At 35.8% G+C, this 26,537-nt stretch carries 31 protein-coding genes and 1 pseudogene; 9 read left to right on the forward strand and 23 right to left on the reverse strand.

Going from position 1 to position 26,537, the window contains the following annotated elements:
- Positions 1–151: 151 nt before the first annotated feature.
- Positions 152–454: pseudogene (locus EKQ63_RS24570) on the reverse strand (hypothetical protein); the annotation flags it as partial.
- A 93-nt stretch (positions 455–547) separates the two neighbouring features.
- On the opposite strand from EKQ63_RS24570, the gene EKQ63_RS24575 reads away from it, so the two are divergent.
- Positions 548–1,375: a DUF2785 domain-containing protein gene (locus EKQ63_RS24575; protein ID WP_087954110.1), complete on the forward strand. Its 828-nt coding sequence runs from the start codon at positions 548–550 to the stop codon at positions 1,373–1,375.
- 14 nt (positions 1,376–1,389) lie between these two features.
- Here EKQ63_RS24575 and EKQ63_RS24580 read toward each other — a convergent pair whose 3' ends face one another.
- From EKQ63_RS24580 to EKQ63_RS24620, 9 genes are all read right to left on the reverse strand, one after another.
- Entirely contained in the window at positions 1,390–1,596 is a 207-nt protein-coding gene (locus EKQ63_RS24580; protein ID WP_001248905.1) for a hypothetical protein, read from the reverse strand.
- Positions 1,597–1,659: 63 nt separating this feature from the next.
- On the reverse strand, positions 1,660–2,673 hold the full coding sequence (locus tag EKQ63_RS24585; RefSeq protein WP_001970882.1) for an anti sigma factor C-terminal domain-containing protein: 1,014 nt from the start codon (positions 2,671–2,673) through the stop codon (positions 1,660–1,662).
- Complete coding sequence (locus EKQ63_RS24590; protein ID WP_087954108.1) at positions 2,654–3,163, reverse strand: RNA polymerase sigma factor; 510 nt, start codon at positions 3,161–3,163, stop codon at positions 2,654–2,656. Before EKQ63_RS24590 ends, EKQ63_RS24585 begins: the two co-directional genes overlap by 20 nt.
- Before the next feature lie 123 nt (positions 3,164–3,286).
- Positions 3,287–3,631: a DUF6176 family protein gene (locus EKQ63_RS24595; RefSeq protein ID WP_143881592.1), complete on the reverse strand. Its 345-nt coding sequence runs from the start codon at positions 3,629–3,631 to the stop codon at positions 3,287–3,289.
- Between the two features lie 2 nt (positions 3,632–3,633).
- Positions 3,634–4,422 (reverse strand): GNAT family N-acetyltransferase, encoded by a 789-nt coding sequence (locus EKQ63_RS24600; RefSeq protein ID WP_143881593.1) that lies wholly within the window; start codon positions 4,420–4,422, stop codon positions 3,634–3,636.
- The gene (locus EKQ63_RS24605) at positions 4,419–4,751 is read right to left on the reverse strand and encodes a cupin domain-containing protein (RefSeq protein ID WP_061656386.1); all 333 of its coding nucleotides are present in this window, start codon (positions 4,749–4,751) and stop codon (positions 4,419–4,421) included. The genes EKQ63_RS24600 and EKQ63_RS24605 overlap by 4 nt, the downstream gene beginning before the upstream one ends.
- 44 nt (positions 4,752–4,795) lie before the next feature.
- A complete protein-coding gene (locus EKQ63_RS24610) occupies positions 4,796–5,221 on the reverse strand; it encodes a hypothetical protein (RefSeq protein ID WP_087996653.1) in 426 nt (141 codons plus the stop codon).
- A 140-nt stretch (positions 5,222–5,361) separates the two neighbouring features.
- Positions 5,362–6,495: an alanine dehydrogenase gene (gene ald / locus EKQ63_RS24615; protein ID WP_001219405.1), complete on the reverse strand. Its 1,134-nt coding sequence runs from the start codon at positions 6,493–6,495 to the stop codon at positions 5,362–5,364.
- Positions 6,496–6,708: 213 nt separating this feature from the next.
- The gene (locus EKQ63_RS24620) at positions 6,709–7,500 is read right to left on the reverse strand and encodes an SDR family oxidoreductase (RefSeq protein ID WP_087954921.1); all 792 of its coding nucleotides are present in this window, start codon (positions 7,498–7,500) and stop codon (positions 6,709–6,711) included.
- Between the two features lie 147 nt (positions 7,501–7,647).
- On the opposite strand from EKQ63_RS24620, the gene EKQ63_RS24625 reads away from it, so the two are divergent.
- Positions 7,648–8,106 (forward strand): universal stress protein, encoded by a 459-nt coding sequence (locus EKQ63_RS24625; protein WP_001066673.1) that lies wholly within the window; start codon positions 7,648–7,650, stop codon positions 8,104–8,106.
- Positions 8,107–8,147: 41 nt separating this feature from the next.
- Here the strand turns inward: EKQ63_RS24625 and EKQ63_RS24630 are convergent, their stop codons facing one another.
- Entirely contained in the window at positions 8,148–8,846 is a 699-nt protein-coding gene (locus tag EKQ63_RS24630; RefSeq protein ID WP_143881594.1) for a hypothetical protein, read from the reverse strand.
- Positions 8,847–8,942: 96 nt separating this feature from the next.
- Between EKQ63_RS24630 and EKQ63_RS24635 the strand changes: the two genes are divergently transcribed.
- On the forward strand, positions 8,943–9,122 hold the full coding sequence (locus tag EKQ63_RS24635) for a ProA domain protein (RefSeq protein WP_140168702.1): 180 nt from the start codon (positions 8,943–8,945) through the stop codon (positions 9,120–9,122).
- Positions 9,123–9,217: 95 nt separating this feature from the next.
- A complete protein-coding gene (locus EKQ63_RS24640) occupies positions 9,218–9,784 on the forward strand; it encodes a DinB family protein (RefSeq protein ID WP_076873244.1) in 567 nt (188 codons plus the stop codon).
- A gap of 55 nt (positions 9,785–9,839) precedes the next feature.
- Here EKQ63_RS24640 and argH read toward each other — a convergent pair whose 3' ends face one another.
- Both argH and EKQ63_RS24650 read right to left on the reverse strand, forming a co-directional pair.
- The gene (gene argH / locus EKQ63_RS24645; RefSeq protein WP_087954102.1) at positions 9,840–11,231 is read right to left on the reverse strand and encodes an argininosuccinate lyase; all 1,392 of its coding nucleotides are present in this window, start codon (positions 11,229–11,231) and stop codon (positions 9,840–9,842) included.
- Complete coding sequence (locus EKQ63_RS24650) at positions 11,228–12,433, reverse strand: argininosuccinate synthase (RefSeq protein ID WP_001970907.1); 1,206 nt, start codon at positions 12,431–12,433, stop codon at positions 11,228–11,230. The genes argH and EKQ63_RS24650 overlap by 4 nt, the downstream gene beginning before the upstream one ends.
- A 166-nt stretch (positions 12,434–12,599) precedes the next feature.
- Here EKQ63_RS24650 and EKQ63_RS24655 point away from each other — a divergent pair, with 166 nt between their 5' ends.
- Entirely contained in the window at positions 12,600–12,917 is a 318-nt protein-coding gene (locus EKQ63_RS24655) for a radical SAM protein (protein WP_143881785.1), read from the forward strand.
- A gap of 28 nt (positions 12,918–12,945) precedes the next feature.
- Here EKQ63_RS24655 and EKQ63_RS24660 read toward each other — a convergent pair whose 3' ends face one another.
- Positions 12,946–13,140, reverse strand: coding sequence for a hypothetical protein (locus EKQ63_RS24660; RefSeq protein ID WP_060486558.1), 195 nt, complete (start codon positions 13,138–13,140; stop codon positions 12,946–12,948).
- An 855-nt stretch (positions 13,141–13,995) separates the two neighbouring features.
- Between EKQ63_RS24660 and EKQ63_RS24665 the strand changes: the two genes are divergently transcribed.
- Entirely contained in the window at positions 13,996–14,658 is a 663-nt protein-coding gene (locus EKQ63_RS24665; RefSeq protein WP_143881595.1) for a YitT family protein, read from the forward strand.
- A 31-nt stretch (positions 14,659–14,689) separates the two neighbouring features.
- On the opposite strand, the gene EKQ63_RS24670 is transcribed toward EKQ63_RS24665, so the two are convergent.
- Positions 14,690–15,523: an EcsC family protein gene (locus tag EKQ63_RS24670; RefSeq protein ID WP_087954100.1), complete on the reverse strand. Its 834-nt coding sequence runs from the start codon at positions 15,521–15,523 to the stop codon at positions 14,690–14,692.
- 137 nt (positions 15,524–15,660) lie between these two features.
- Here EKQ63_RS24670 and EKQ63_RS24675 point away from each other — a divergent pair, with 137 nt between their 5' ends.
- Both EKQ63_RS24675 and EKQ63_RS24680 read left to right on the forward strand, forming a co-directional pair.
- Positions 15,661–16,296 (forward strand): DUF1796 family putative cysteine peptidase, encoded by a 636-nt coding sequence (locus tag EKQ63_RS24675; RefSeq protein WP_087954099.1) that lies wholly within the window; start codon positions 15,661–15,663, stop codon positions 16,294–16,296.
- Positions 16,297–16,518: 222 nt separating this feature from the next.
- A complete protein-coding gene (locus tag EKQ63_RS24680; protein ID WP_087996650.1) occupies positions 16,519–16,932 on the forward strand; it encodes an NUDIX hydrolase in 414 nt (137 codons plus the stop codon).
- A 49-nt stretch (positions 16,933–16,981) separates the two neighbouring features.
- On the opposite strand, the gene ackA is transcribed toward EKQ63_RS24680, so the two are convergent.
- The 5 genes from ackA to EKQ63_RS24705 form a co-directional block, all read right to left on the reverse strand.
- On the reverse strand, positions 16,982–18,175 hold the full coding sequence (gene ackA, locus EKQ63_RS24685) for an acetate kinase (protein WP_000034580.1): 1,194 nt from the start codon (positions 18,173–18,175) through the stop codon (positions 16,982–16,984).
- A 299-nt stretch (positions 18,176–18,474) separates the two neighbouring features.
- On the reverse strand, positions 18,475–19,461 hold the full coding sequence (locus EKQ63_RS24690; RefSeq protein ID WP_143881596.1) for a class I SAM-dependent methyltransferase: 987 nt from the start codon (positions 19,459–19,461) through the stop codon (positions 18,475–18,477).
- Between the two features lie 197 nt (positions 19,462–19,658).
- Entirely contained in the window at positions 19,659–20,159 is a 501-nt protein-coding gene (gene tpx / locus EKQ63_RS24695) for a thiol peroxidase (protein ID WP_000024530.1), read from the reverse strand.
- Between the two features lie 134 nt (positions 20,160–20,293).
- Positions 20,294–20,689, reverse strand: coding sequence for a GerW family sporulation protein (ytfJ, locus tag EKQ63_RS24700; protein WP_000350005.1), 396 nt, complete (start codon positions 20,687–20,689; stop codon positions 20,294–20,296).
- A gap of 12 nt (positions 20,690–20,701) precedes the next feature.
- Positions 20,702–21,340 (reverse strand): DUF2953 domain-containing protein, encoded by a 639-nt coding sequence (locus EKQ63_RS24705; protein ID WP_087954096.1) that lies wholly within the window; start codon positions 21,338–21,340, stop codon positions 20,702–20,704.
- Positions 21,341–21,545: 205 nt separating this feature from the next.
- Here EKQ63_RS24705 and EKQ63_RS24710 point away from each other — a divergent pair, with 205 nt between their 5' ends.
- Complete coding sequence (locus tag EKQ63_RS24710) at positions 21,546–22,349, forward strand: NAD kinase (RefSeq protein ID WP_087954095.1); 804 nt, start codon at positions 21,546–21,548, stop codon at positions 22,347–22,349.
- A gap of 194 nt (positions 22,350–22,543) precedes the next feature.
- Here EKQ63_RS24710 and EKQ63_RS24715 read toward each other — a convergent pair whose 3' ends face one another.
- The 3 genes from EKQ63_RS24715 to mbcS all read right to left on the reverse strand — a co-directional run bounded on the left by EKQ63_RS24715 (position 22,544) and on the right by mbcS (position 26,306).
- The gene (locus tag EKQ63_RS24715; protein ID WP_143881597.1) at positions 22,544–24,112 is read right to left on the reverse strand and encodes an amidohydrolase; all 1,569 of its coding nucleotides are present in this window, start codon (positions 24,110–24,112) and stop codon (positions 22,544–22,546) included.
- Positions 24,113–24,182: 70 nt separating this feature from the next.
- Positions 24,183–24,614 (reverse strand): VOC family protein, encoded by a 432-nt coding sequence (locus tag EKQ63_RS24720; RefSeq protein WP_087954093.1) that lies wholly within the window; start codon positions 24,612–24,614, stop codon positions 24,183–24,185.
- 105 nt (positions 24,615–24,719) lie between these two features.
- Positions 24,720–26,306 (reverse strand): acyl-CoA synthetase MbcS, encoded by a 1,587-nt coding sequence (gene mbcS / locus EKQ63_RS24725; RefSeq protein ID WP_087996644.1) that lies wholly within the window; start codon positions 26,304–26,306, stop codon positions 24,720–24,722.
- Positions 26,307–26,537: the final 231 nt, after the last annotated feature.

Consider the following 26,537-nt stretch of genomic DNA (forward strand, 5'->3'; position numbering starts at 1 on the left):
TTAGATAAAGTGAAACTTTAATCAGTGGGGGTTTTGTTCATCCCCCACTGATTATTAGTTGAACCAATCGGACTTTTACGGACAGTTGATCCCCCACCTAACTTCTTTGCTTCCGCTGAATTTTGAGGTGGGGGTCTTACTGCCCGTTAAAGCGGGATAAAGGCGCGCAACTTACACAAGAAGACTTCATTTCAACCTTTGCTCCTTTATGATTTTCTGACGTTTGTGTCATTGTGCTAAAGGCTCCATTAATAGCAATCTCTAAATTCTTAAATTCTGTATTCCCATCTCCACCCTTATATTGAAACGTAAACACTCCATCTTCACTGTCATCCTTAATATGGCCTTTATATTGTCCCTTCCAACTTTTGCTCTCGCTAGAAAAAGTAACATACGAAATCGAGCAGCTTCCTAAAAAGAAAATACTAATAAAAAAGAATAATGCTCTCTTCATCATGCCCCTCCATTCAAATGCACTTATTTATTGTCTATTTCGTCCTCTTATTATACTATTAAAATACAGAATTTTCTAAAATAGGAGGTTTATATGTTACAACAACAGTTAGAAGAAATTCGTAATAATAATTACATACTGGATAACACAATTAACATTGATTCTTTAAGTTCCAATATGCTTGAACACATCGGTGTTACCGATAGCTATTTAAGGGACAAACTTATTTACTCTACTTTTTATCATCTCATCAAAAAGGAATACCTTTCACACACGCAATTACAGAAACTACTATTAGAAAGCACCGGTGAAAAATATTTATTGTATAAGATTTATTCAAATGACGAAGATGCAGTATTTACCCGAGCATTTACAACATTATTAATTGCGCTCATTATTGACGCTGATACAAATCATAATTTCTTATCACAGAATGATATTTTAAATGTAAAAGATCAATTAATTCTATATATGAACAACGAGCATGATTTCCGCGGATATGTGCAAGACCACGGCTGGGCACATAGTATCGCTCATGCTTCCGATACATTTGAGGCGCTTGTGAATAGTCCTAAACTGGAAACTTTACATTACGAAGAAATATTACAAACTTTATTAAACAAAGTTTGTGTTCATTCCATCTATTACAAATATGAAGAAGATGAACGTATCGTTTATCCGATTGTAGCAATGCTGCAAAATGACCTAAAGGAAGAAGTACTCATATTAGCCCTTCATGATTTAGTCGCTCAATTACAAGTAAAAAAATCCACGCTACATATTGAATCATACGAATTTCTATACGGAAATATAAAATCTTTCTTACGTAGCTTATTTTTCAGATTACGTACACTGTCTATATGTAAAGAAACTGAATATGAAATTGAAAAATTGCTACAAGAGCTTCCAAAATATTATTAAAAAAAGAAGGCCACTTAAAAAGTGCCTTCTTCTATTTCACTAATATTTAATTGAAATTTCACGATCCAAACTGAGAAAAGGTGGACAAGAAGCGCAAACGCCATACATGCTCCGCTTAAAAAAGTTAGTATAGGATGCGAATACACGTGCCCTAATCCATAAGATATCGCCACGAAAAACATTGTTATGTAAATATAAATTGCTCCATGTATTTGCCTCATATGAACCTCCTTTTCATATATTATAACATAAATTTTCTGATTATTCACATTAATAGGATGTAATTAATATTTCTCAACTGTTACACCTCTAACAGCAGCCTTAATATATGGTGCTCCTTGTAAACTTTGTAAATCCTCTGTTTTGCCTGTTACGACTACACCGTATATTGGTAGGTCCTTTGGTTTGGTGTTTTTTATCTCTTTATAATATTGTTCAAAATAATCACTTGGTATACCTTCACTATTTTTTGCTAAATACTTCATTTGGTATAGAAACTCTTTTGAGTTTATTGTTAAATCGTTTTTCACATCTTCTTTTACTTTTGCATAACTTCCTTCAAATCCAAAAACATTTTTAGCCATTTCCGCATTTAATATCGCGCCATTTTTAGGATCTTTTAACCCTACATAAGAATCACTTTTCTTTTCATTATATGTATCTACCCAAAACCAAACTGGCTGTACACTTTTCGGAAGCATTTCAGTAATTTGTTCAGCTGTATACGATTTATCAAAAGATAAGGCTACTTCTGCAACTTTATTTTGCAAATCGCCAATATTTTTCAGGTCATTCACATAATTTTTATAAGTAACGAAAGGTAAATAAAACCTCATTTCCCTTTGCATTGTCTGCACATTATAATCTGGTATCATAACAGCCTCTTCACCTCTTTTTTCCTCATCCAAACTAACAAGCTCACCATTGTAGTGCTTCATACTATAATCCCATATACCAGATTCGTATATATCATTTACCCATTTCACTGGTTGACCAGCTATATTTTTATAAGAGTTATATATTACTGTACTTCCTGTCATACCAAGACTTAAATACATGCTTCCGCTGAAACGTATATTAGGCCCTTGAACCATATGTAGTGCATTCATTTCTCTTTCCATTTTTCTAAACGTTTGCTGTGAGAAGTAAGATGCACCCAAAAACAAAGTTACTATAACAATAATGCACGCACAAATAGAAATAAGCCAATTTCTCCAAAACTGCTTCCTCTTCGCTCTCTTCATCAAAGCTTTCATCTGTTTATCATCCATATTCAAATCAAAGTCCTTCCGACTCATCATTTCTCCTCCTATACAATTTTTTAAATTGATTTCTTGCACGGTACAAACTTGTTTTCACTGTTTCTTCTTTCATACTTAATAAAATAGCAATTTCCTTATAAGATAGTTCATACTCATATTTCAACAGTAAAATATGACGATAATCCTCCGTCATCGTCTCCAATATTTCTTGTACCTCGCCTTGTAGTTCACTTGTTAAAAGCACTTCATCTAATGACTTTTGACCAATAAGAACGACAGATTCAATCGCAATGGGATTTAGTCTTTTTTCTTTCCGGTATAAATCTCGGTGTTGATTGATTGCGACTCTAAATAGCCACGGTGTTAAATGCTCTAACGGTATTTCCTCCATAAGCAATAAAGCTTTATACAACGTATCTTGTACAATATCTTCTGCTTCTTTTCTATTTGCTCCAATCTTAATTAAGTATCCAAACACAGCTTTTGACTTCTCTATTAATAACGATTCAAATGTATCATGGCTCATCTAGCTCTCCTTTCTATATACTCAACGTTTGAGAGCGTAAAATGTATACAGCTTTTCTTAAAAAAATTTTAATAATAAAAAGCACATCCATTTTGATGTGCTTCTCTCAAAAATACTATTCTATTATTTCATCGCATCCTTCACAACATCTTGAATCATAACGACTTCTGTTTTCATATCAACAGAAGGTGCTTCTTCATCAATACACTCATACCAAAACGCTAAGTGCTTTTTATCAATTTCATGATGAGAATTTTCGACAAGGGCCCCGCCTTCTCCTTGCACAGAATACCAATATAAGTACTCTTCTCCATCTCTTATTTCCCGGAAAATTGTCTCAACGTACATCTTTTCGTCATTTAATGTCAAAAGTACTTCTTTCATATTGTCATTAAGAAGCTGCATCCATTCATCTACACGATGACTTTTACCAGGCTTTACTTTAAATCTCGTTAATTCTACATTCATTTTTATTCCCCCGTTTTCTTACGTACAAATAAACTATATTCTACTGGATTATGAAAACTTAATTTGTTAGCTAATTTTCGCGAAGAAATATTGTCTACATAACAATCCCAGCACGGTGTAATATCATTTTGCATGCAATGTTCAATGAACCGTGTTGCAACAGATTGTGCTAATCCTTTCCCTTGATATGCTTCTTGCGTCACAATATCAATTTCAGCAAATCCATTCCCGTTAAATATTGAAACACATTCCGCTACAATCATTCCCTCTTGTACTATACAAAATCCAAAACCACCGTTTAAAAACGTTTCTTTTGATCCCCAGTATTCTTTGTAGTACTCCTCTGTAAACTCACTGCTTCGTTCTATATCTCTTCTATCAATACGCTTCACTTCATATGTATTTTTGTTACAATCTCGTTTTCTCTCTTCAAAGGTTACGCTTTGAAATTTCATTCGCGGAATGTTCCGAAGTACATGACTAAAACGCTCTTCTATCATCATTTCCCACTCGTCACTCGAAGTGAACAATGTAAATCTCTTCTCTGTTTTTTCAATAGACGTTTTTATATACGAAAATAAATCTTCGTTATAATTTTGATCATCAGTATCACCAAATAAATAATAAATACCATTAGCTGTACGAATTAGTCCTGCTGTTAACTTCTCGTTTACAAAAATCTCACCATCTATCACTTGATCACATACCGCATAAGCAAAAGTCGTTGTTCTTGTATTGCCTTCTAAAATCGGAAGAATTTTTCTATACTCGGCTACAGCTAATCGTTTCATAATTGCTCCACTTTAATCGTATCCGCCTCTATATTTTCAAAACAAAGATTTACCGTTCTCTTTAATGCTCTCGTTCTATGAATCGTGCATGCTGGAATTAAAATAGAATCATTTGGCTTTAATACCGCTGTTTCTCCATCTTCAAAATCGATAAGTAATTCTCCCTCTAGTACAATAAATAATTCATCCGAATTAGAATGATAGTGCCAATCATATTCACCAGTAAATACAGCGATTCGTAAGCAATGATTATTCACGTTTGAAACAACGAAGTTTCTATGTTGATCTTGAATGTCCTTTGTTAATTCTATTAAGTTCACAGTTTCCATCTTTCGTCTCATCCTTTCATTAGTCGTTCTTCTGAAAAACTAGCTTAGTCTCCACCACCTCCGCAATCTCCTCCACCATCACTTGAGCTGCTACAATCGTTGCTACTGTAGTCACCGAATCCACTTGATGAGCTTGCATAATAAGACGAATTTCTTTTCTTTTTTTGTACTTTTTTTCCACCATTCTTATTAGTTGATAGTAATGTTCCAAACACTAAAACATGTACTAAAATAGCTAACATTAAAAAAATAATAAGTACAAATACATGTAAAGATAAATTTGAAACTGGTAACTTAATTAAGTTAATAAAAATAATACCCATGACAATAAAATACATAACATTCGCCGCATCTATTAAACCACTTGCAATTTTAGACCTAGGCTTCTTTTTCGTAACTACTAACTCATGTTTACTCCTTATCACTCCTCTTTGTTTTTTATGCTTCCTTCGCTTACTTTTTCTGCCCAATCTAATCCCTCCCTTCAAAAGTTTATATAATTCTAAATTATCACAATCACTAAATATTTATAGTAATATACAACAATTTTTTACAATTTTTTTATAAAAAAAGACCCTCCTCATAAAGGAAGGTCTCAAATGTATTTCTATTATGATAAAGCAGGAGCTTTCTCAAGAAGCTCTTTCGCATCAGCGTATTGTAAGCCGTGCGCTTCTGCAACCGCTTCGAATGTTACATATCCATCTAATGTATTAATACCTTTTAATAATGCAGTGTTGCCTAAGCAAGCATCTTTATAGCCTTTGTTCGCAATTTGTACTGCATATGGTACTGTTACGTTTGTTAATGCAAGAGTTGATGTACGTGGAACCGCACCTGGCATATTAGCAACTGCATAATGAACAACGCCATGTTTTTCGTAAGTTGGGTTGTCGTGAGTTGTAATACGGTCAGTTGTTTCGAAAATACCACCTTGGTCAATCGCGATATCTACAACGACAGAACCTGGTTCCATTGATTGAATCATTTCTTCTGTTACAAGTTTTGGCGCTTTTGCCCCTGGAATTAATACTGCACCAATAACAAGATCAGATTCTTTTACAGCTTCTGCAATGTTGTATGGATTAGACATTAATGTTTTTACTTGGTTACCGAAAATATCATCTAATTGACGAAGACGTTCTGCACTTAAGTCAATGATTGTTACATCTGCACCTAAACCTACTGCAATCTTAGCTGCGTTTGTACCAGCTTGACCACCGCCGATAATTGTTACTTTGCCGCGTTTTACCCCTGGAACGCCTGCAAGTAAAATACCTTTACCACCTTTGTTTTTCTCAAGGAATTGTGCACCGATTTGTGCAGACATACGACCTGCTACTTCACTCATAGGTGCAAGTAATGGTAGTGAACGATTGTCTAATTGTACTGTTTCGTATGCAATTGATACAACTTTGTTATCAATTAATGCTTTCGTTAATTCTGGTTCTGGAGCTAAGTGTAAGTATGTGAATAAAATTAAACCTTCACGGAAATAGCCGTATTCACTTGCTACTGGCTCTTTTACCTTCATAACCATATCTTGATTCCATGCTTCTTCAGCAGTTTCTACAAGTTTCGCACCAGCTTGTACGTATTCTTCATCTGTAAAGCCAGATCCTAAACCTGCTCCTTTTTGAACAAAAACTTCGTGACCATTTTGTACTAAATGTACTGCTCCCGCTGGCGTCATTGCCACGCGGTTTTCATTGTTTTTAATTTCTGTTGGAATACCGATACGCATGATTAGTTCCCCCTTGAGTTATGAAATGACCCCTGAATCATTTTTTAAAGCGCTTTCTACGCTCTTATATTTTAACATAATATCTCAATATTTGACAAAAAATAATACAAGTTTTCCGATAGATTTAATCTTACATGAAAGGACAGTATTATCCGCACCTCTTTGCATAAAGGATAAACTGTCCAATTATTCGAAACTTCTCTTTATTTTTCTCTATCGATGTCTATGAATAACATCAACTGCACCAGTCACTTCAATAATTGTACCGGTAATCATATCGGAATCGTCCTCACATAAAAACGCAATCGTTCTTGCAATATCTTCACCTGTTCCAGATCTACCAACTGGTGTGTTATGTTCTTTCAACTGACGTGCTTCTTGAATCGTCGCTTCTTTCATTTCACCAATAATATCACCAGGACATACCATGTTTGCAGTAATACCATATTCAGCTTCTTCGTAAGCAACTGTTTTCGTTAATGAAACAAGTCCTACTTTCGCTGCGGCAAAAGCTGAACGATAAATCCATCCCGGTGCGCTATCCGCCCCTTGAAATCCGTAATTAATAATACGGCCAAAGTTCTGTTTTCTCATAACCGGAACGACAAGTTTCAACAAATGAAATACCGCTGTTAAATTACCCTGAATCATTTCATTCCATTCATCTTCTTCATAATCGACTAACTTTTTTCGTTCAAATACATATGGACCAGCATTATTAATTAAGAAATCAATTTTGCCAAAACGGCTTATCGCTTCTTCTACTATTTTATGTAAATCTTCCTTTTTCGTGACATCCGCTTGCACGAATTGTAGACGCTCTTCCATATTTTTATATGTTTCTTTCATCTTTTCCATAGCCGTGATATCGCTATGATACGTTACTGTTACTGAATATCCTTTAGCCAATAACTTTTCTGTTACTTGCTTTCCTAAACCTTTCGTACCGGCTGTAATGAGCGCATGTCTCACAAAACTGCCTCCTTTTAAATTGCTATAGTTCATATGTAACAAGTTCTCGCACCAATTACAACTAAAATGAATCAAAACAGAGTTTTCGAAATTCTGTAACGTTTCCGATAAGCACATTACCAAAATTTGTTTTATAATAAAGTTGTAAACGGTAATAAAAATGATTGGGAGGAATTTACTATGAATAATACATATACAAATATTTTAATCGCGGTGGATGGTTCTAAAGAAGCAGAAAAAGCCTTTAAAAAAGCAATTCAAGTCGCAAAACGCAACAATGCAACATTAACTATTGCTCATATCGTTGATGTAAAAGCATACTCAGCAGTAGAAGCTTATAGCCGTGCAATTGCTGAACGTGCAAATCTATTTGCAGAAGACTTATTAGAAGACTACAAAAAAACTGCGCTTGAAGCTGGCCTTGAAAAAATTGAAACTGTATTAGAATTTGGTAATCCTAAATCAAAAATTTCAAAAGAAATCGCTCCAAATCATAAAGTAGATTTAATTATGTGTGGTGCAACTGGTTTAAATGCTGTTGAACGTTTCCTAATTGGTAGCGTCTCTGAACATATTATTCGCTATGCGAAATGCGATGTCCTTGTTGTTCGTGGTGATGAGGAGCAAGGTGAGCTTTAATTTATAAATAAACCACCAAGTCCAGATGGGCTTGGTGGTTTTCATTTCACATATTTTACTAGAAATACTAGACAAGCTATAACAACAACGGTAATTGCCAACACATAAGGCGGAAGAAATTTTAAGGACCACAATGCCATCATAATCGTAGCTACTGTTAAATAAGATTGTCTTGCATCTTCTGTCATTTTTTTACGGAGAAAGAAAACATACAAATAGCCAATTGGCGGCGTAATAAAGCAAAGAACATATATGATTTTAGATTTCAAATACCATTTTTGTTCCCCGAGTTTCTTTATATCTTCTTCTATTCTCTTATGCTCTTGTTCTCTCGCTTCTTCTACAAGCGGATATTCCTCTTCTCCTCGCTTTTCTTTCATATAAGGAAGAAAGTGCATGAAAAAATAGTATGCAAATACGAACGCTCCAAAGCCAATATTTAATCTTTCTAATGGAACATGCTCACTAAAAAAAGCGGCAGCAATCACTAAAGAAAAACAATACGTCGTTATCCAAAATGAACGTTTTCTCTTTTTCCGTTCCATTTCTTTTTTATCTTGTTGTACATGTTTTCTTTTCGAAAGCCATATCGAAATACAGCAATCTACTACAAATAGAATACAGATAAATATCCCAACGTGTACTGTCTCTACATCCTCAAATGAAAAGATATTTGGGAATGCAACGTGTAATACAATTAAGGTGTACAAAATTAAACCTATAAAATAAATACGTCTCATTTTCCATTCCTTTCTTTTTTTCCTAACATTACGTTAACATACATTTTTTAGAAATAGACGGACAAAATATATATGTTTAAAAAAGGAGGATGCTATATGGATGATTCTGAACGCATTATTTTAGACGTGAGCGGCAAAGAAATTGAAATGCTAGATACGATTCGCACTCATTTTAAAGAGAAACACGGCGTGGAACTAAGTAACGGTGCATTACTGCGAGATTTAATGGATATTGAGTATATTCGAATTACGGAAGATCGACATAAGTATGATTAATCGATACATTGTAGGCCTAGAGCAAATTGCCCTAGGCTTACTTACATCCACACGAAAAATGCTATAATTAGGAAAAATGTGAAGGGTGTCAAAATATGAAATCTGAAAATATCTCAAAACATTTTCATACACTACATGTACAAAGGAGCGAGTTCCTTCCTCATCTCCATTCACTATCTCAAGAACAACTATGGTATCGCCCACAGAATGGAAAATGGTCTATTGGGGAGCATTTTTATCACTTATATTTAATTACAAAAATGCTCAAAGTAGCGATTAAATTCTCATTCACCCTTATCCCTTATGCAAAGCTAAGAAAAAATGCCCCATTTGCAACTGACATACATGACATTTATGCCGAATATAAAGAAAAGCATGGCAAAGGAATGAAAGCACCTTGGATTTTAATCCCTTCAAAAAAAGTCTATCAATCTATGAATGTAACTCAATTAGAAGAATTACTTACACGTGAAACAAATGAAATAAAAAAGCTCGTTCAAAATATAGAAGAAAATATTGCAGGACATATCGTATTTTTAGATCCAATTGCTCACTACCCTAATTTGATTCAATCTATTCAACTATTAGCGATACATGAAAAACATCATTTTATGATTATGAAAAATAATTATGAAATGATAAATACTCCTGTAAAAATCTAAATACAAAAAGGTAAGGTGCTTTCTATAAAAAGCACCTTACCTTCTATCTCATACATCATTTAATTCCTACAATCTCTCCAACTAACCCCTTCGCCTTCTCCAAAGCTTTTTCAATTTGCTCAAACCCAGTCCCGCCAGCACTGTTACGACGTTTTACAGCTGCATATGGTGAAAGAACTTCATACAAATCTTCTTCGAATAACGAACTCATTTCTTTATATGTTTCAAGCGGGACATCTAATAAATAAATTCCTTTTTGTGTGCAATGTAGCACTAACTTCCCAACAATTTCATGAGCTTGACGGAATGGTAGTCCTTTGTTTGCTAAGTAGTCAGCAATTTCTGTTGCGTTAGAGAAATCTTGTGTTACAGCTTGCCCCATTTTTTCTTTATTTACAGTCATCGTCTCTAACATGCCCGCCATAATATGAAGGCAGCCTTCTACTGTTTTTACTGTATCAAACATTCCTTCTTTATCTTCTTGCAAATCTTTATTGTAAGCTAGTGGTAATCCTTTCATTACTGTAAGTAAACTAAATAAATTACCGTACACTCTGCCTGTTTTACCACGAATAAGTTCTGCCATATCCGGGTTTTTCTTTTGCGGCATAATGCTGCTTCCCGTTGCATATTGATCGCTCATTTCAATAAATTGAAACTCTTGGCTACTCCATAAAATAAGTTCTTCGCAAAAGCGTGATAAGTGCATCATAAGCATAGAGGAGTTACTTAGGAACTCCAGTATGAAATCACGATCGCTTACTGCATCTAAACTATTTTCATAGATTCCATGAAATCCAAGAAGCTCCGCACTATATTCTCGGTCAATCGGGAATGTTGTCCCAGCTAACGCTCCTGCTCCTAATGGCGAAATGTTAATACGCTTTAACGAATCTTCATAACGATTCACATCACGCTCTAACATCCAAAAATAAGCGAGAATATGATGAGCAAATGAAATTGGCTGGGCACGCTGCAAATGTGTATAGCCAGGCATAATTGTCTCAATGTTATTTTCTGCTTGATGAACAAGAACCGTCTGCAATTGTTTTGTAGCTTTCATAATATGTTTTACTTTTTCTTTTAAATATAAGTGCATATCTGTCGCTACTTGATCGTTACGACTTCGGCCAGTATGAAGTTTTCCGCCTACTTCACCGATTTTTTCAATTAACATCTTTTCGATATTCAAATGAATGTCTTCCGCTTCAACGGAAAAATGCAGTTTATTTTGTTTCGCTTCTTCTAATACATATTGAAGACCTATCTTTATTTTCTCTGCTTCTTCTTTCGTAACGATGCCCTGCTTTGCTAGCATCGTGACGTGCGCAATACTTCCTTTTATATCTTGATTTACTAATTGTTGATCGAAGGAGATGGATGCTCCGAACTCTTCAACCCATGCTTCCGCTTCTTCTGTAAAACGTCCGCCCCAAAGTTTGCTCACGCTTCCACCTTCTTTTGATTCACTTGGCTGTATACTTTCGTCGGTAAACCGAATAATGAAATGAATCCAACTGCTGCATCATGATTAAATTCATCCTGAGCAGTATATGTTGCTAATTTTTCATCGTATAAAGAGTACTCAGATTTACGCCCTTCTACAATTGCATGACCTTTAAATAATTTCACACGCACCATGCCTGTTACATTTTTTTGCGTTTCTTGTAAGAAAGCATGAAGCGCTTGTTTTAAAGGCGAGAACCATAAACCGTTATAAATAAGTTCTGTTATTTTTTGCTCAATCATCGGTTTAAAGTGTGCTACTTCTTTTACGAGTGTTAAATCTTCCAGTTCCTTGTGCGCCGTAATTAATGTCATCGCTGCTGGGCATTCATATACTTCACGCGATTTAATACCGACAAGGCGATTTTCTACGTGATCGATACGTCCAACGCCATGTTTTCCAGCAAGTGCATTTAACGTTTTAATTAGTTCTGAGAGTGGGTATGCAGTACCATTTAAAGTCGTCGGTACGCCTGCTTCAAAACCGATTTCTACAAACTCTGGTTTATTCGGTGTATCTTCTAATGCTAATGTCATCTCATATGCATCTTCTGGCGGCGCTGCCCATGGATCTTCTAAAATACCACATTCGTTGCTGCGTCCCCATAAGTTTTGATCGATTGAAAACGGGCTATCTAAATGAATCGGAATTGGTACATTGTTTTCTTTTGCATAGGCAATTTCTTCTTCACGTGACCATTTCCATTCACGTACAGGCGCAATCACTTCTAAGTAAGGATTTAATGCTTGAATAGAAACTTCAAAACGAACTTGATCATTCCCTTTCCCTGTACATCCGTGTGCCACTGCAGTCGCGCCTTCTTGTTCCGCAATTTCTACTAATTTCTTCGCGATAAGTGGACGAGATAATGCAGAAACAAGAGGATATTTCCCTTCATATAGCGTGTGTGCTTGCATCGCCATCAATGCATATTCATTTGCAAATTCTTCTTGAACATCAATCATATATGATTTAATTGCACCTACTGAAAGTGCCTTTTCTTTCACAAATGCTAAGTCTTTACCTTCCCCTAAGTCTAAACAAAGCGCGATAATATCATAATTCTTCTCTTGTAACCATTTAATTGCAACGGAAGTATCAAGACCTCCGGAATATGCTAATACAACTTTTTTCTTCTCCATTTTACATCCCCCTAAAGAATAAATATTCATTTTCTTTTATAATAATTCACACTTTAACACCTTTTACAAAATGTATCAAGAGTCATTTTCAAATTTTTTCAAACAATTTCGTCGAACTTCTTTCTGTTTTTTTGTACAATATAAGCAGGAAAACGGGGGTGAACTTATGGAAAAGTATTTCTTATACGATGAACATCTCGGAATTGAAATTCCGCATTTACAAGAAGACTGGGAAGATATCCCCGAAAAAATGCAACATGCGATTTTATTAAAGTGGGAACAAGTTCGCGGAAAGATTCCTGATCGTATAAAAGAACTCGAACATTATATTAATGCAAAACAGCATCATTTAAATAACGAAGAAGACTTCGAAATTTCTTGCGAACTGAATTCAGAAATTGCCGATCTCGCTTCCATCATTAATGACCTTTGGCTTTGGTATCGACTCACTCAAAATGTATCTGAGGGGAAAGCACACCAATAAAAAAAGCATGCCCCTCAATTACTTTGGGTCATGCTTTTTTGTCGTAACACGATTTACAATATACCTCTTGTGCTGTCTTCGCCAAACACACATCAAATGGGCCAACTAATATACTTCTTTCTTTCGGTAACTTGACAAAAGCAACTAGCTCTTCTTCATATTGAATCTTTTTCTGACATGAAACGCATATTAATTCTTTTCTTTTAAACATGTCTTTTAGCATATTTTCACTCTCCTCTTCATCTATCTATATTAATATACTCTCATAATAGTTAAAACTTGTAAAAACATGACACATTATAAAGTAAATGATTCATATACTATGTACAAAAGGAGGCCTTACACTTATGCGCGCGCTTTCGTTATTATCGCTTTAACTTTTTTAAGTGTGATTAGCTGGGATGCGTTTTTTAAAGATAGAAGTGATGATAAGAATACAACTGAATAAAAACTCTTCTTTTCTTACTTATTGGACAAACTAAAAAACTGTCCAATTCTCCAAAATAACTTAGGCTTTTCTACAAAAATATTTAAACATAACAATTTTTGTAGATTTCCTCCGTTTATTGTCGGTTTCCATCCGCATACATTTTTTGAAAGTATGATATAATAATATAAATCTTGAAGGAAGGGATTTTGATATCATGATCGCTCGAAGGAGCATGTGGCATCGTATTGACGAATCATACACGTAGCGTATTTTCCAGCTCAGATACTTTAGTCTAGCGAAAAAAATACGAGAGTGGGGAAATTATGATTGCCCGAAGGATAATTTGGCAAAAAAAAGACTCTTCTTACACATAGCGTTTTGTTTAGGACTTAATTGTTACTAGCTAAACAAAACAAAGAAGAGCAGGATTGCTAAATGAAGAATCCTACTCCACGTTTTGTTTAGTCGTTTTAAGACTTAAACTAAAACGAAGGTAGGGAGAATTGATGGACGAGAGGATTATTCGTTATTTCTTCAGCGACATATAGCGTAGTTAGTTTTTTCGTAAACTAACTGAAAGCTACATGTGAGCTCGTAGTTAGTTTACAACACAAAAAGGACTACTAACTACGGAAAGAAGGAATAACGATGAGGAACATCCAAAGTCGACAAATTATTAAAGAAATTTTTATGGTTTTAATCGGTTCATTTATTTTAGCAGCAGCGCTATATCACATTCACTTCCAAAACCACTTAACAGAAGGTGGCTTTGTAGGTATTGCACTATTCATCCAAAATTTTTATGATATTTCACCATCTATTTCAACTGTAATTATGGATATCCCAATTATTTTACTGTGTGCTTCATTGTTAGGTAGAAAAATGGTTGGCTATTCATTCTTAGGTTCAATTTCATTCGGAGTATTTTATTCTCTTATGGAAAATTATTCTCCATTTACGGTCGATTTATCAAACAATTTATTTATAGCTGCAGTAGTTGGCGGTGCGTTAGCTGGTATTGGACTCGGTTTTATATTGCGATTTGGCGGTGCAACCGGTGGAGACGATATTTTAACAATTGTATTAAGTAAAAAAACACGTTTTACAATTGGGCAAATTTTCTTCGTCTTTGACGCGATTGTTCTTGCGCTTTCATTATATTATTTAAATTGGACAGAAATTGCTTTTACTATTCTTTCGATTGCCGTACAGGCAAAAACATTGGATTTAATTTATTATCCAAAAACAGAAAAAGCAGAAGAAAAGCAGACAGTATCTATTCCAATGTCCAAAAAGCATGCAACAAATTAAAAAAGCGAAAGGCTTCGGCCTCTCGCTTTTTTTATGCTCTTTTTTCCTTTTCCACTATGTGGCGCACTTGATAAAATCTATTTGCAAATTCAGTAACGTTTCTTGTTAAACGATAATTCACTGTAGACCCGATTGCCATTCCAATTACCGGAATACCTTGGAATAATTTACGACGAAGAGCATAAATCGAAAATGTTTTCAAAATTTGTTTTAGCACAACTTCAGTAGAAGCTGGTTGTAACACCGCTTCGTCTCCTTCGTAGAAGAACGAATCTTCTTGCTCTAACTCTTGCAGTAAATTGTACCATGCGTATTGCTGAAGTCTTCCTGGTAGTAATGACGCATGAAAGACCTTTAACGCAAGCATCATTTCATACGGCTTGTTCACATCATGCCCAAATGACGTTGCAATAAGTTGGACAGCCTTCACATTTAACGCAATCATAACCGGGAAATCGGCCGTTAATAATAATAAACCCCCAGCCCCCGTCGCTCCGCCTTGTACGAATGAATATAGGCGATGGCGTGCTGTTTGCTGCTCTGCTATGTATGTTAATTGATCAATAGATAATGCTTTTAAATCCTCTAGTTGCTCAATCGATTCATCAAATAATCTCGATGTCCCTAAAATACGATTACGCGCATCTAACTGTGATTGTGAACTTTGAATCAATGCATGCAAATGAAAGAGCCACCCATCTGCTTTCGTAAAGAAATCTTTTCGTTTTTTCTCAGGTAGTTTCGCAATTGTAGTATGTACCCATTTATCAAACAGTTTTTGAAAATCAGTCGCTTCTTGCTCAACTAATTGCGATTCCCATTCTTTTATATTGTCTAAAATGGCTTGTTCTCGCTTCGATCGCATCGTAACAACCACCTCGTTCGATTTTTTTCTATTGTAACATATTTCTGCTTATTCTTTGCAAATATGCTTGTCTATCTTTATTCACATACCATTTTTGAGTAGCATAAAATATTAACAAAAAGGATGAGATAAATCACATGAATCTATCCGATATAAAAAAAGAATATCATGCAGTATTCAGTTTAGGACAAAACTGCTGGCCTGCTTGGGCGTTATATCAATTCAAATTATCACCATTTTTTGGTGTTATCGATTTTATGCTAAGCCCTTCATTAGAAAAAGTGAATGTATTATTACAAAATCGATTTGACCGTTTTTTACAGTTCGAAAATTTATCCTTCATCTCATTTTGGGATGATGATGCGAAATTAAGACTAAGGGACAACCTCTATGAAATCGACTCCTGTCATGACTTTAAAACAGATGTAAACACACCAACTTCTTGGCCTTCTTATTCAGAAATCAAGCTAAATTATGAGCATCGAATTAATCGTTTTCTAAATACAATTGAAACGGCAGAATCCATATTATTTATTCGAACTGGAGGGACATACGAAGAAGCACGTTCCTTGGAACACATTTTATCTCAAATAGTCAAACATAATTTTTCTGTCCTATTACTCATTCCTGCAGATGTACCAACTGTTGTAGAAGAAGATTGGGGATTACAAAATATTTGCGTTATAAACTGCCCTATTATGGATGTATTTCAGTACAATGAAGAATTTTGGAATGACTTATTTAATGGCATCGTAATTCGACCACATTCTTAAATACACGACACTTTTATTACGAAATACATTATAATCATCCTTATACAAAATAAAGTGAAACTTTAATCAGTGGGGGTTTTGTTCATCCCCCACTGATTATTAGTTGAACCAATCGGACTTTTACGGACAGTTGATCCCCCACCTAACTTCTTTGCTTCCGCTGAATTTTGAGGTGGGGGTCTTACTGCCCGTTAAAGCGGGATAAATAAGGAGTGATCCTATATGTATCCACGTGCAAAAGCTTTCGGTCTTGCTATACATCACGAGAGGCTTCTCGTACAAGAATATCATACAGGCGATGAAACATATTACCGGCCTCTTGGCGGTTCAATTGAACTTGGTGAAAAATCAGCACATACCGTTATTCGTGAATATAAAGAAGAACTTCATACAGAAGTGGAAATCACCGCTTATTTAGGTTGCTTAGAAAACATCTTTCATCTTGATGGAGAAATTGCTCATGAAATCATTCAACTATATTCTTTACGCTTATTAGACACAGCACTATATGAAATGGAAAAAGTGAATATACAAGATGAGCAAACCGTATCGTATGCGAAATGGATTCCCCTGACAGCATTCATTCAGAGGAAGAAAGTACTCTATCCAGATGGGATTTTGAACTATCTCCAATAGAAAAAAGACGAAATCCTATAGGATCTCGTCTTTCTTTTCATATAGTATATTAACCAATATCTCCAAGACGTAGTACGTCACGAGCGATCATAACTTCTTCGTCAGTTGGAATTACAATAATTTTTACTGGAGAGTGTGGGAAGTTGATGAATGCTTCCTCACCGAATACGTTATTGCGTTTTGCATCGAAGTATACGCCCATGTACTCAAGGCCTTCTAATACGCGCTCACGAATAATCGCACTGTTTTCACCTACACCAGCTGTGAAGATGATTGCGTCTACACCTTTCATACGAGCAGTGTAAGAACCGATGTATTTGTGGATACGGCTTACGAATACATCAAGTGCTACTTTCGCACGGTGGTCGCCTTCTTCTTCTTTCGCAATGATGTCACGTAGGTCACTAGAGAAACCAGTAAGACCTAACATACCACTCTTCTTGTTTAATACGTTAACCACTTCTTCTACTGTTTGACCTGTTTTTTCCATGATGTATGGAATTAACGCAGGGTCAAGGTTACCAGAACGTGTACCCATTGTTACACCAGCAAGTGGAGTGAAGCCCATAGAAGTATCGATAGATTTACCGCCTTCTACTGCTGCGATACTTGCACCGTTACCTAAGTGACAAGAAAGTAAGCTTAAGCTTTCAAGTGGACGACCTAATAGTTCAGCCGCACGCTCAGTTACATATTTATGAGAAGTTCCGTGGAAACCGTATTTACGGATACCGAATTTTTCATAGTACTCATATGGTAAGCTGTATAGGAATGCAGATTCCGGCATTGTTTGGTGGAATGCTGTATCGAATACTGCTACTGCTGGTACGTTTGGTAATACTTCTTGGAATGCTTTAATACCAACAACGTTTGCTGGGTTGTGAAGTGGTGCTAAATCGCTTAATTCTTCGATATCAGCTAATACTTCATCAGTAATTAGAACAGAGTCAGCAAATTTTTCGCCGCCGTGAACAACACGGTGACCGATACCGCCAATCTCATCTAGAGATTTAACGATTCCGTTTTCAGTTAATTTTTTAAGAAGCATATTAACTGCTACTGCGTGATCTGGAATGTTTGTAATTTCTTTTTGTTTTTCGCCATCTACAGTAATAGTGAAGATACTATCTTCTAAACCGATACGTTCTACTAAACCTTTTGTTAATACTGTTTCACTTGGCATTTCAAATAATTGGAATTTTAAGGAAGAGCTTCCTGCGTTAATCGCGATGATTTTTGACATCTAGTCTTTCGCCCCTTTTTCTCTTGGTAGTTGTGTGGATGTTTCCACAAACCGCTCGATTTTATCTGATCAAATTTACTAAATATGAAAACGTTTCATCATTAGCAAATTTTATACTCACGATTTTAATTTAAACATCGTACGACATATATTTCAAGTGAAAAAATTGTAACACCAAGAAAAAAAATATATTACAGATTTCAAAAAAATTCAGTTAAATCTTGTATATATTTAAAAATATGACATATCATATAAAACTGTACTACATGAATTACTAACCCTGTTACATATACCTAGCCTTATTTATGCGTTGCAAACCAAGTATTTAATTGGTCCATAATGTCCTCCATCGCCTTCATGTTGGAGAATTTAGGTAACTCCACTAATAACGCCTGTTTTGGCATCGTTACACTAGGCCCTTTCTTTTGGAGAACAAATATACTTTTTGCATTTTTCTCGTTTTTAAACATGGAAACAGGTAGCTGTAATAACCCCTGAATAAAGCATGTTTCTTTAATAAATGCATGCAATTTCGGTGCTTGATCACTTTCAAAAATGAAGTTCGGTACTAGGAAGAATAAGTATCCGCCTTCTTTCGTATGCTTCACACTTTGTTCAATAAATAGGTGGTGGGCATATGACATTCCTTCATCTGCTTTTAACTTATATTCACTTGCACCGATTTCATTTGGATAGTAACCAACCGGTAAGTCTGAAACGACTGCATCAACTGGATCGATATAAAGCGGTGCTAGGCCATCTTGATGGAAGAATTCGATTGCATGCTTTTGTAAATTCGCATTTACTAAAGCAAGTTTAATTAGCACTTCGTCCACTTCTACACCAAACCCACTCATTGTTAGTCCTTCTTTGGCGCTGTTAAACACTGTAGTCATTAAGTTTCCTGTTCCAATTGCAGGGTCTAACACAGTAATTTCATTTTGACCTTGCATAAATTGATGGAATAAGTAGCTCATGAACATACCAACTGCATCAGGCGTCATTTCGTGATTCGCTTGTACGCCTTCTTTCATTCCTTTTAAGATGGCTAACTGAAATGCTTTACGAATTTCTTCACCTTTATATGTTTCTTCATTAAACGTACTATATTCACGATTCAGCCTTTCAATTGCTGATTCTGATAATTCCTCTTGTAAAATCGCTCCTTCAAACAAGTTATCACCTGTTTCTACAAGCGCCTCTAAATATGTTACATCTAATTCTTTACGTAAAACTACCGCAGAAGAATCAAAAATAGAAAATAATGTTTCTACTGTCTGACTCACGTACATTCCTCCTTCTCTCTTTTACACATAACTTATATCATACCATAATCTGATTTTTTCCCAAAAGAAAAAGCGACCTCTTTTTAAGAGCTCCCTTTTTAGTAATGTATGATGTAACGTCTTCTCTCGTATATCGATTCCATATAGCAATATATAAGAGAAGACGACCTCTTACAAAGAGGTCATCTTCCTTCACATTATTTTGCAGCTTTTGCTGCTTCTAATGCTGCTTCATAGTTTGGATGGCTTGTACCTTCGCTTACGTATTCTACGTAAACTACTTTGTCATTGCTATCTACTACGAATACTGCACGAGCAAGTAAACGAAGTTCTTTCATTACTAAGCCGTAAGCTTCACCGAATGAAAGGTCGCGATGGTCAGAAAGTGTTACAACATTTTCTAAACCGTTTGCTGCACACCAGCGTTTTTGAGCGAATGGTAAGTCAACACTAATTGTTAATACTTTCGCGTTTTCAATACCTGCTGCATCTTGGTTAAAACGACGTGTTTGTGCATCACACACACCTGTGTCGATTGAAGGTACAACACTAATTAATTTCACTTCGCCTTTGTATGTTTCTAAACTTACTGGAGATAAGTCATTTGCTAACACTTGGAAGTTTGGCGCTTGATCGCCAACTTTAACTTCTGTTCCAACTAAAGTCATTGGGTTACCTTTAAAAGTTACGTTTGCCACTTGAAAATCCTCCCTTATTTAAACAAAATATGTACAATGTAAATGATAGTTTGTCCCTATCGATAATGCAAATAAAATCGCTTTATTTACAAAAAAATTAAAGAAGCTAATCCATTGATTAGCTTCTTTATTCGTTAAATTTGAAATTCCGGATCGTCTTCTTTTCGTTTATCCATCATTTCTTTCACTTTATCAACAGCTTGTGGCGCTAATTCAATTATTTTATCGATGACATGTGTTTGCTTATCTAAATGTAACACTTTTACGCCTTCTCCATTTATAACGAGAAAAGCAACAGGATTAATAGAAACTCCTCCACCGCTTCCCCCGCCAAATGGATGACGGCCTGAATGTTCTACTTTACCAAATTCACTTCCACCAGCAGCAAATCCAAAGCTAACTTTTGAAACGGTAAGAATTACACTTCCATCTGCCGCTTTAATTGGATCGCCCACAATTGTATTTACATCAGTCATTTGTTTTAAATGCTGCATTGCGGTTGTCATTAAACCTTGAATTGGATGGTCCACTTTATATCCCCCCTATGCTTGCACAGATTTTTCATTCACACCAGATCTTTGTCTTCTCATAAACGTGAGTAATTTTATTCCTGTTTTTATAGCACGGAATATACGAAAGGATGCTGTTAATTCACATCTTGACGCAAACCCTTTCCCTTGAAAAACAGGAGTAATTTCAAATTCTGGTACGTCGACAATATGCATATATTGTCCTACAACTCCAGCAGCCATTCCTTTTGTTCCCCACGCATATCCGGTAACAATTCCAGTACTAGCCGCATCACCTGCACCGATTTGCGTGTGCCATCTCCAACCATTGATTTTCACTCGTTTGAGAAAATCTTTAACGATAGTATGAACTTCTTGAAGCTTTTTTATCAGTTCCCCAATGCTATCAAGTTGTGCCATAATTTTATTATCAAGTCCGCCATCCTCTTCAGCTTTTTCGATTTTTTGCCCTGTTTTCTTCTGTTGCTTCTCAATTCTTTCCAACACATCAAATGTATAGCGAATCATCCATATTTTCACTTGAAACAAACATTGCTTTTCCATTTCTGAATATAAAAATGTCACTTTAAGCTTTATTTTCGACAATAGTATAAGCAAAATAAAAAGGAGAAGAATTATTATTCCAATTACGAACCACTTCATACGTATCATCCTTTCACTCCGTATCCATTATCGACAACTTTATTCATCATTAAACAGAGTTTTATAAGATTGAATATAAAAATTTTTCTAAAAATAAAAAGGTATTTTGACAATTTATATCGAAATATATTATTTGAACATATCATCAGGGAACGGACTCTAATGATATGTAGCACGAAGCATAGAAAATTTAACTGCAGTGGAGGGATACATAATGGCAGATCGTCGCAATTTATTTTTCTTTTATGGTGATGACAAAGCAAAGCTCGTTGAAAAAATGAAACCAATCTATCGTATTTTAGAAGAGAATGGATTTACCATATTAGATCATCCAAAAAATGCAAACGCTATCGTCAGTGTTGGAGATGATGCAACTTTCTTACAAGCCGTTCGTAAAACTGGTTTTAGGGATGATTGTTTATACGCAGGGATTTCTACGAAAGATGAAATTTCATTCTACTGCGATTTCCATATTGATCACGTCGATACAGCCCTTCAAGAAATTACAAAAAATGAAATTGAAGTGCGAAAATATCCAACAATTCAGGTAGACGTAGATGACAGTACATCTTTCCATTGTTTAAATGAGTTCTCATTACGCTCTAGCATTATTAAAACATTCGTTGTAGATGTTCACGTTGATAATTTATATTTCGAAACATTTAGAGGTGACGGTTTAGTTGTCTCTACTCCAACAGGAAGTACAGCTTACAATAAATCGTTACGTGGTGCAGTTGTTGACCCGCTTATCCCTTGCTTCCAAGTAAGTGAATTAGCATCTTTAAATAACAACACATACCGTACACTTGGTTCACCGTTCATTTTAAATCACGAACGTACATTAACTTTAAAACTAAGACCTGATGGTAACGATTATCCTGTTATCGGTATGGATAATGAAGCGCTTAGCATTAAACAAGTGGAAAAAGCTGTTGTACGCTTAAGCGATAAACAAATTAAAACAGTTAAATTAAAAAACAACTCTTTCTGGGAAAAAGTACAGAGAACGTTTTTATAGTATAAAAATAACCGTAGAATTATAAGGTCCCATAATTCTACGGTTATTTATTTACCACCGATTGGCGCGGACAACAATTTTTCGCTATCCGGCCGTTATTCTTGTCAGTTTTTGTCGGCAAGTCGATATATTTGAATAATCGCTGATATATTTCGAGTTACGGTCGATATATTTCGAAAATCGCTGATATATTTTTACTCATCTTTTCTATAGACGACTTTGCCATCTATTACGGTCATCTCTACTTGTACTTCTTTTATTTCTTCTGCCTCTATTTCAAAAATATTGCGGTCTAATATCGTAAAGTCCGCTTCATATCCTTTTGTAATTTGCCCTTGCTTCGCTTCTTTTCCGATTGCATAGGCACTTCCTGTTGTAAATAAAGAGACAGCCTCATATGCCGTTAACCTTTCCTCTGGCATATAGCACACACCGTCAATAAAACTTCTACGTGTAACAGCGCTATATATACCTAGAAACGGATTTACTTGCTCAATTGGAGCATCAGATCCACCGTTACAATGTAATCCTGCTTCCAGTAACATCTTCCAAGCGTACGCATAACGAAGACGATGCTCGCCTAATTTTTCAATGACTGATGGAAAATCCGATGAAACAAAGACTGGCTGTATATCAATAATGGCTTGTAAGCTTTTCATTCTTTCAATTAACTCTTCACGAGCTAGCTGACAATGAATAATGCGGTCACGTAATCCTTCTGCTGGCGGATACAATTCAAGCGCATCAATCACATACTCAAGCGACAAATCACCAATTGTATGAATGGCAACTGGCATATGTAAGTCTCGTGCTTTTTTCACTAACTCTGCAAGCTCTTCACGGGAGAAAATGGCAACTCCATTTGTTTCCTTCGCATCTTCATACGGTTCACTTAATAAAGCTGTTCTTCCGCCAAAAGAACCGTCAGAAAAAATTTTCATCGCACCAAATTCAATATAATGCTCATTTTCATATTCCTTTCGTTCCTGTGCTACTTCATGGTGAACGAGTAAATGTGCTTTAAATGGCATTTCCTTTATGACATGAGCAAACGCATTGTGCGTTTTTCTAAAACCACCGTAATAATTTAAATCTTCCGTATGCCCACCAACGAGGCCATATTGCCAGCAATCTTTAATCGCTGTTTGCAAAGCGCTTTGTAAATAAGCTTCATCAATTTCAGGCTGCACATGTTTAATTAACTCTTGTCCTTGTTCATATAAAAGCCCTGTTAACATATTTGATGAATCACGGCCAATTTTCCCGCCTTTTGGATCTTCTGTCGCTTCTGTTATATTTGCTTCTTGCAGTATGTATGAATTCACCCATGTAACGTGACGGCAAACTCTCTTTAATAAAATGGGATGTTCTTTCGAAATTTCATCTAAATCTTTCAAATGAACATCTTTCGTATCTGTAAAGTTATTCTCATTCCAACCTTCTCCAATAATCCAAGAACCTTTTGGTGCTTCTTCTACGCGCTTCCGAACGAGAGTCAGCACTTCGCTATACGATGTACAATTTGATAAATCTAGACGAAGTAATCTCTCCCCGTGACCAATAAGATGCATATGGCTATCAACGAGGCCTGGAATCATTGTTTTGCCTTTTAAATCATGCAATGTAACCGCAGCATATCGGTTTTCTAACTCTTCTTTACTTCCAACATCAACGATTATACCGTTTTCAACGTAAACAGCGTCCAATTTTTCATTTTCTTCTCTCATTGTATAAATGGTGCCGCCATACCATATTTCTCCCATATATCCCATCTCCTTTGTTTTCATTGTATAAAAAAAAGCACCATTTCAAAACATGGTGCTTTTCTAAACATTACTTTTGTTCAGTAGTAGACGTTGTAATTTGCCATTCAATATTAAATTTATCTTTTACTTGTCCGTATGCTGGGCTCCAGAACGTTTCTTGAAGTGGCATAATAACTTCGCCACCTTCTTGTAACTTGTTGAATACTTCTTTCGCTTTTTCTGCATTACTAATTTGAATTGCGATTGTTACTTGAGATCCAATTGCATGTCCTTTACCTGGGAATGTATCAGAAATCATAAGATCCGTATTACCAACTTTTAAAGTAGCGTGTAAAACGCGCTCTTTTGCTTCAGCTGGAATCGGGTATTCTGGATTTTCAGGCATATCACCAAACGTTTGCATGACTTCTACTTTTGCATCTAACGCCTCTTTATAAAACTGTACAGCTTCTTGCCCACTACCATCTAAAACTAAGTACGGATTAATACCTAAAATCATACGGACACCTCATTTTTTTAATTTATAAAATCGAACTTACGTTCGTTTTTTATAATATCATATGCTTAATACTTCATTCAACTATTTATTTCACTATTTTCAAAATTATTTTGATGGAATCTCCATCTCTTGTTTCCTAAGCTCAATACGGCGAATTTTTCCAGAAATCGTTTTTGGTAGTTCATCTACAAATTCAATTTTGCGAGGGTATTTATATGGTGCAGTAAGCTCTTTGACGTGTTGTTGGAGTGTTGGAATTAATGTTTCTTCGTTCTTTTCTATATTCTCTCTTAATACGATAAATGCCTTCACGACACTCCCGCGAATTTCATCAGGACTTGCGACAACCGCACATTCTCTTACGTAAGGATGTTTTACAAGTGCATCCTCTACTTCAAACGGCCCGATTGTATAACCAGAGCTAATAATGATATCATCACCGCGCCCTTCAAACCAGAAATAGCCGTCTTCATCTTTTTTCGCTTTATCACCTGTAATATAATAATCACCGCGGAATTGCATCGCTGTACGCTCATCGTCTTTGTAATATTGTTTAAAGAGGGCGGGCGTTTCAATGTGAACTGCAATATCACCAACCTCGCCTACTTTAACTGGAACACCTTCCTCATTTACGATATCAACGTGGTTACCTGGCGTTGGTTTTCCCATTGATCCTGGTCTAATATCCATCCCTTTCATTACACCAACAAGCAATGTATTTTCCGTTTGCCCATAGCCGTCTCTTACTGTAATATGAAAGTGCTTTTGGAACGTTTTAATGACTTCTCTATTTAACGGCTCACCTGCGGATACAGCGCTATGTAACGCCTCTAAATTGTACTGTCTTAAATCTTCTACCTTTGCCATTAATCTATACTCAGTCGGTGTACAACAGAGCACATTCACCTTATTATCGTCTAATAAATTTAAATACGTTTTTGGTTCAAACTTACCGTGATATACAAATCCTGTTGCCCCTGATCCTAGCGTTGCTAAAAACGGGCTCCAAATCCACTTTTGCCAGCCTGGACTAGCCGTTGCCCACACCACATCATTCTCTTCAATTCCGAGCCAATTTGGAGCGCTCGTACGTAAATGAGCGTATGCCCACGCATGTGTATGAACAACACCTTTTGGATTTCCTGTCGTTCCTGACGTGTAAGATAAAAAGACCATATCTTCTTTATCTGTCTTCGCCATTTCTAACATGTCACTCTCTGTTTCTAACGCTGTTTTTAAATTCATCCATCCATCTACTGACTGCTCGCTCAGAACGAATTTTTGAAGAGATTCCATCGCTTCTATATCATCAAACTGTCCAATGTACGGCTCATAACTTACGATTGCTTTTACTTCCCCGTGTCCAATGCGGTATTCAATATCCTTTTTGCGCAACATTTCCGAACTCGGAATTACGACAAATCCTGCTTTAATCGCAGCAATATACGTCATGTACGCCTCAATTAAACGCGGCATCATAATGAGGAGCTTGTCCCCTTTTTGCAGACCACTCTTTATAAAAGCGTTTCCAATTTTATTTGCGCCTTTCATTAACTCAGCGTATGTAACTTCTCTTCGATTCCCTTTATCATCTTGCCAAATTAAAGCAAGCTTCTCTTTATCACCTGTATATTTCTCTATTTCAGAAACTAAATTATAAGACGGTGGTGCCAACAATTCCTCTCTCTTCATAAACATCCTCCTTTTTCTTTATGCCTCCCTTATATAATAAAGAATTTTCTGTCAATTTTGAACCCTCATCTTTTGACAAATTTTTTAGTTCTGTCGAATTGATAAATGAAATTATATGGATTATTTTTTAAATATATCAACGAAAAATTGAATATATTGACGTTTCGACAAAGGGTATCGCCTTACCGACAAATAGCGACACAACACAAAAAAGAAAGAGCGGGAGAACCC

The organism is Bacillus sp. BD59S, assembly GCF_007363175.1.
GTDB lineage: Bacteria > Bacillota > Bacilli > Bacillales > Bacillaceae_G > Bacillus_A > Bacillus_A pacificus.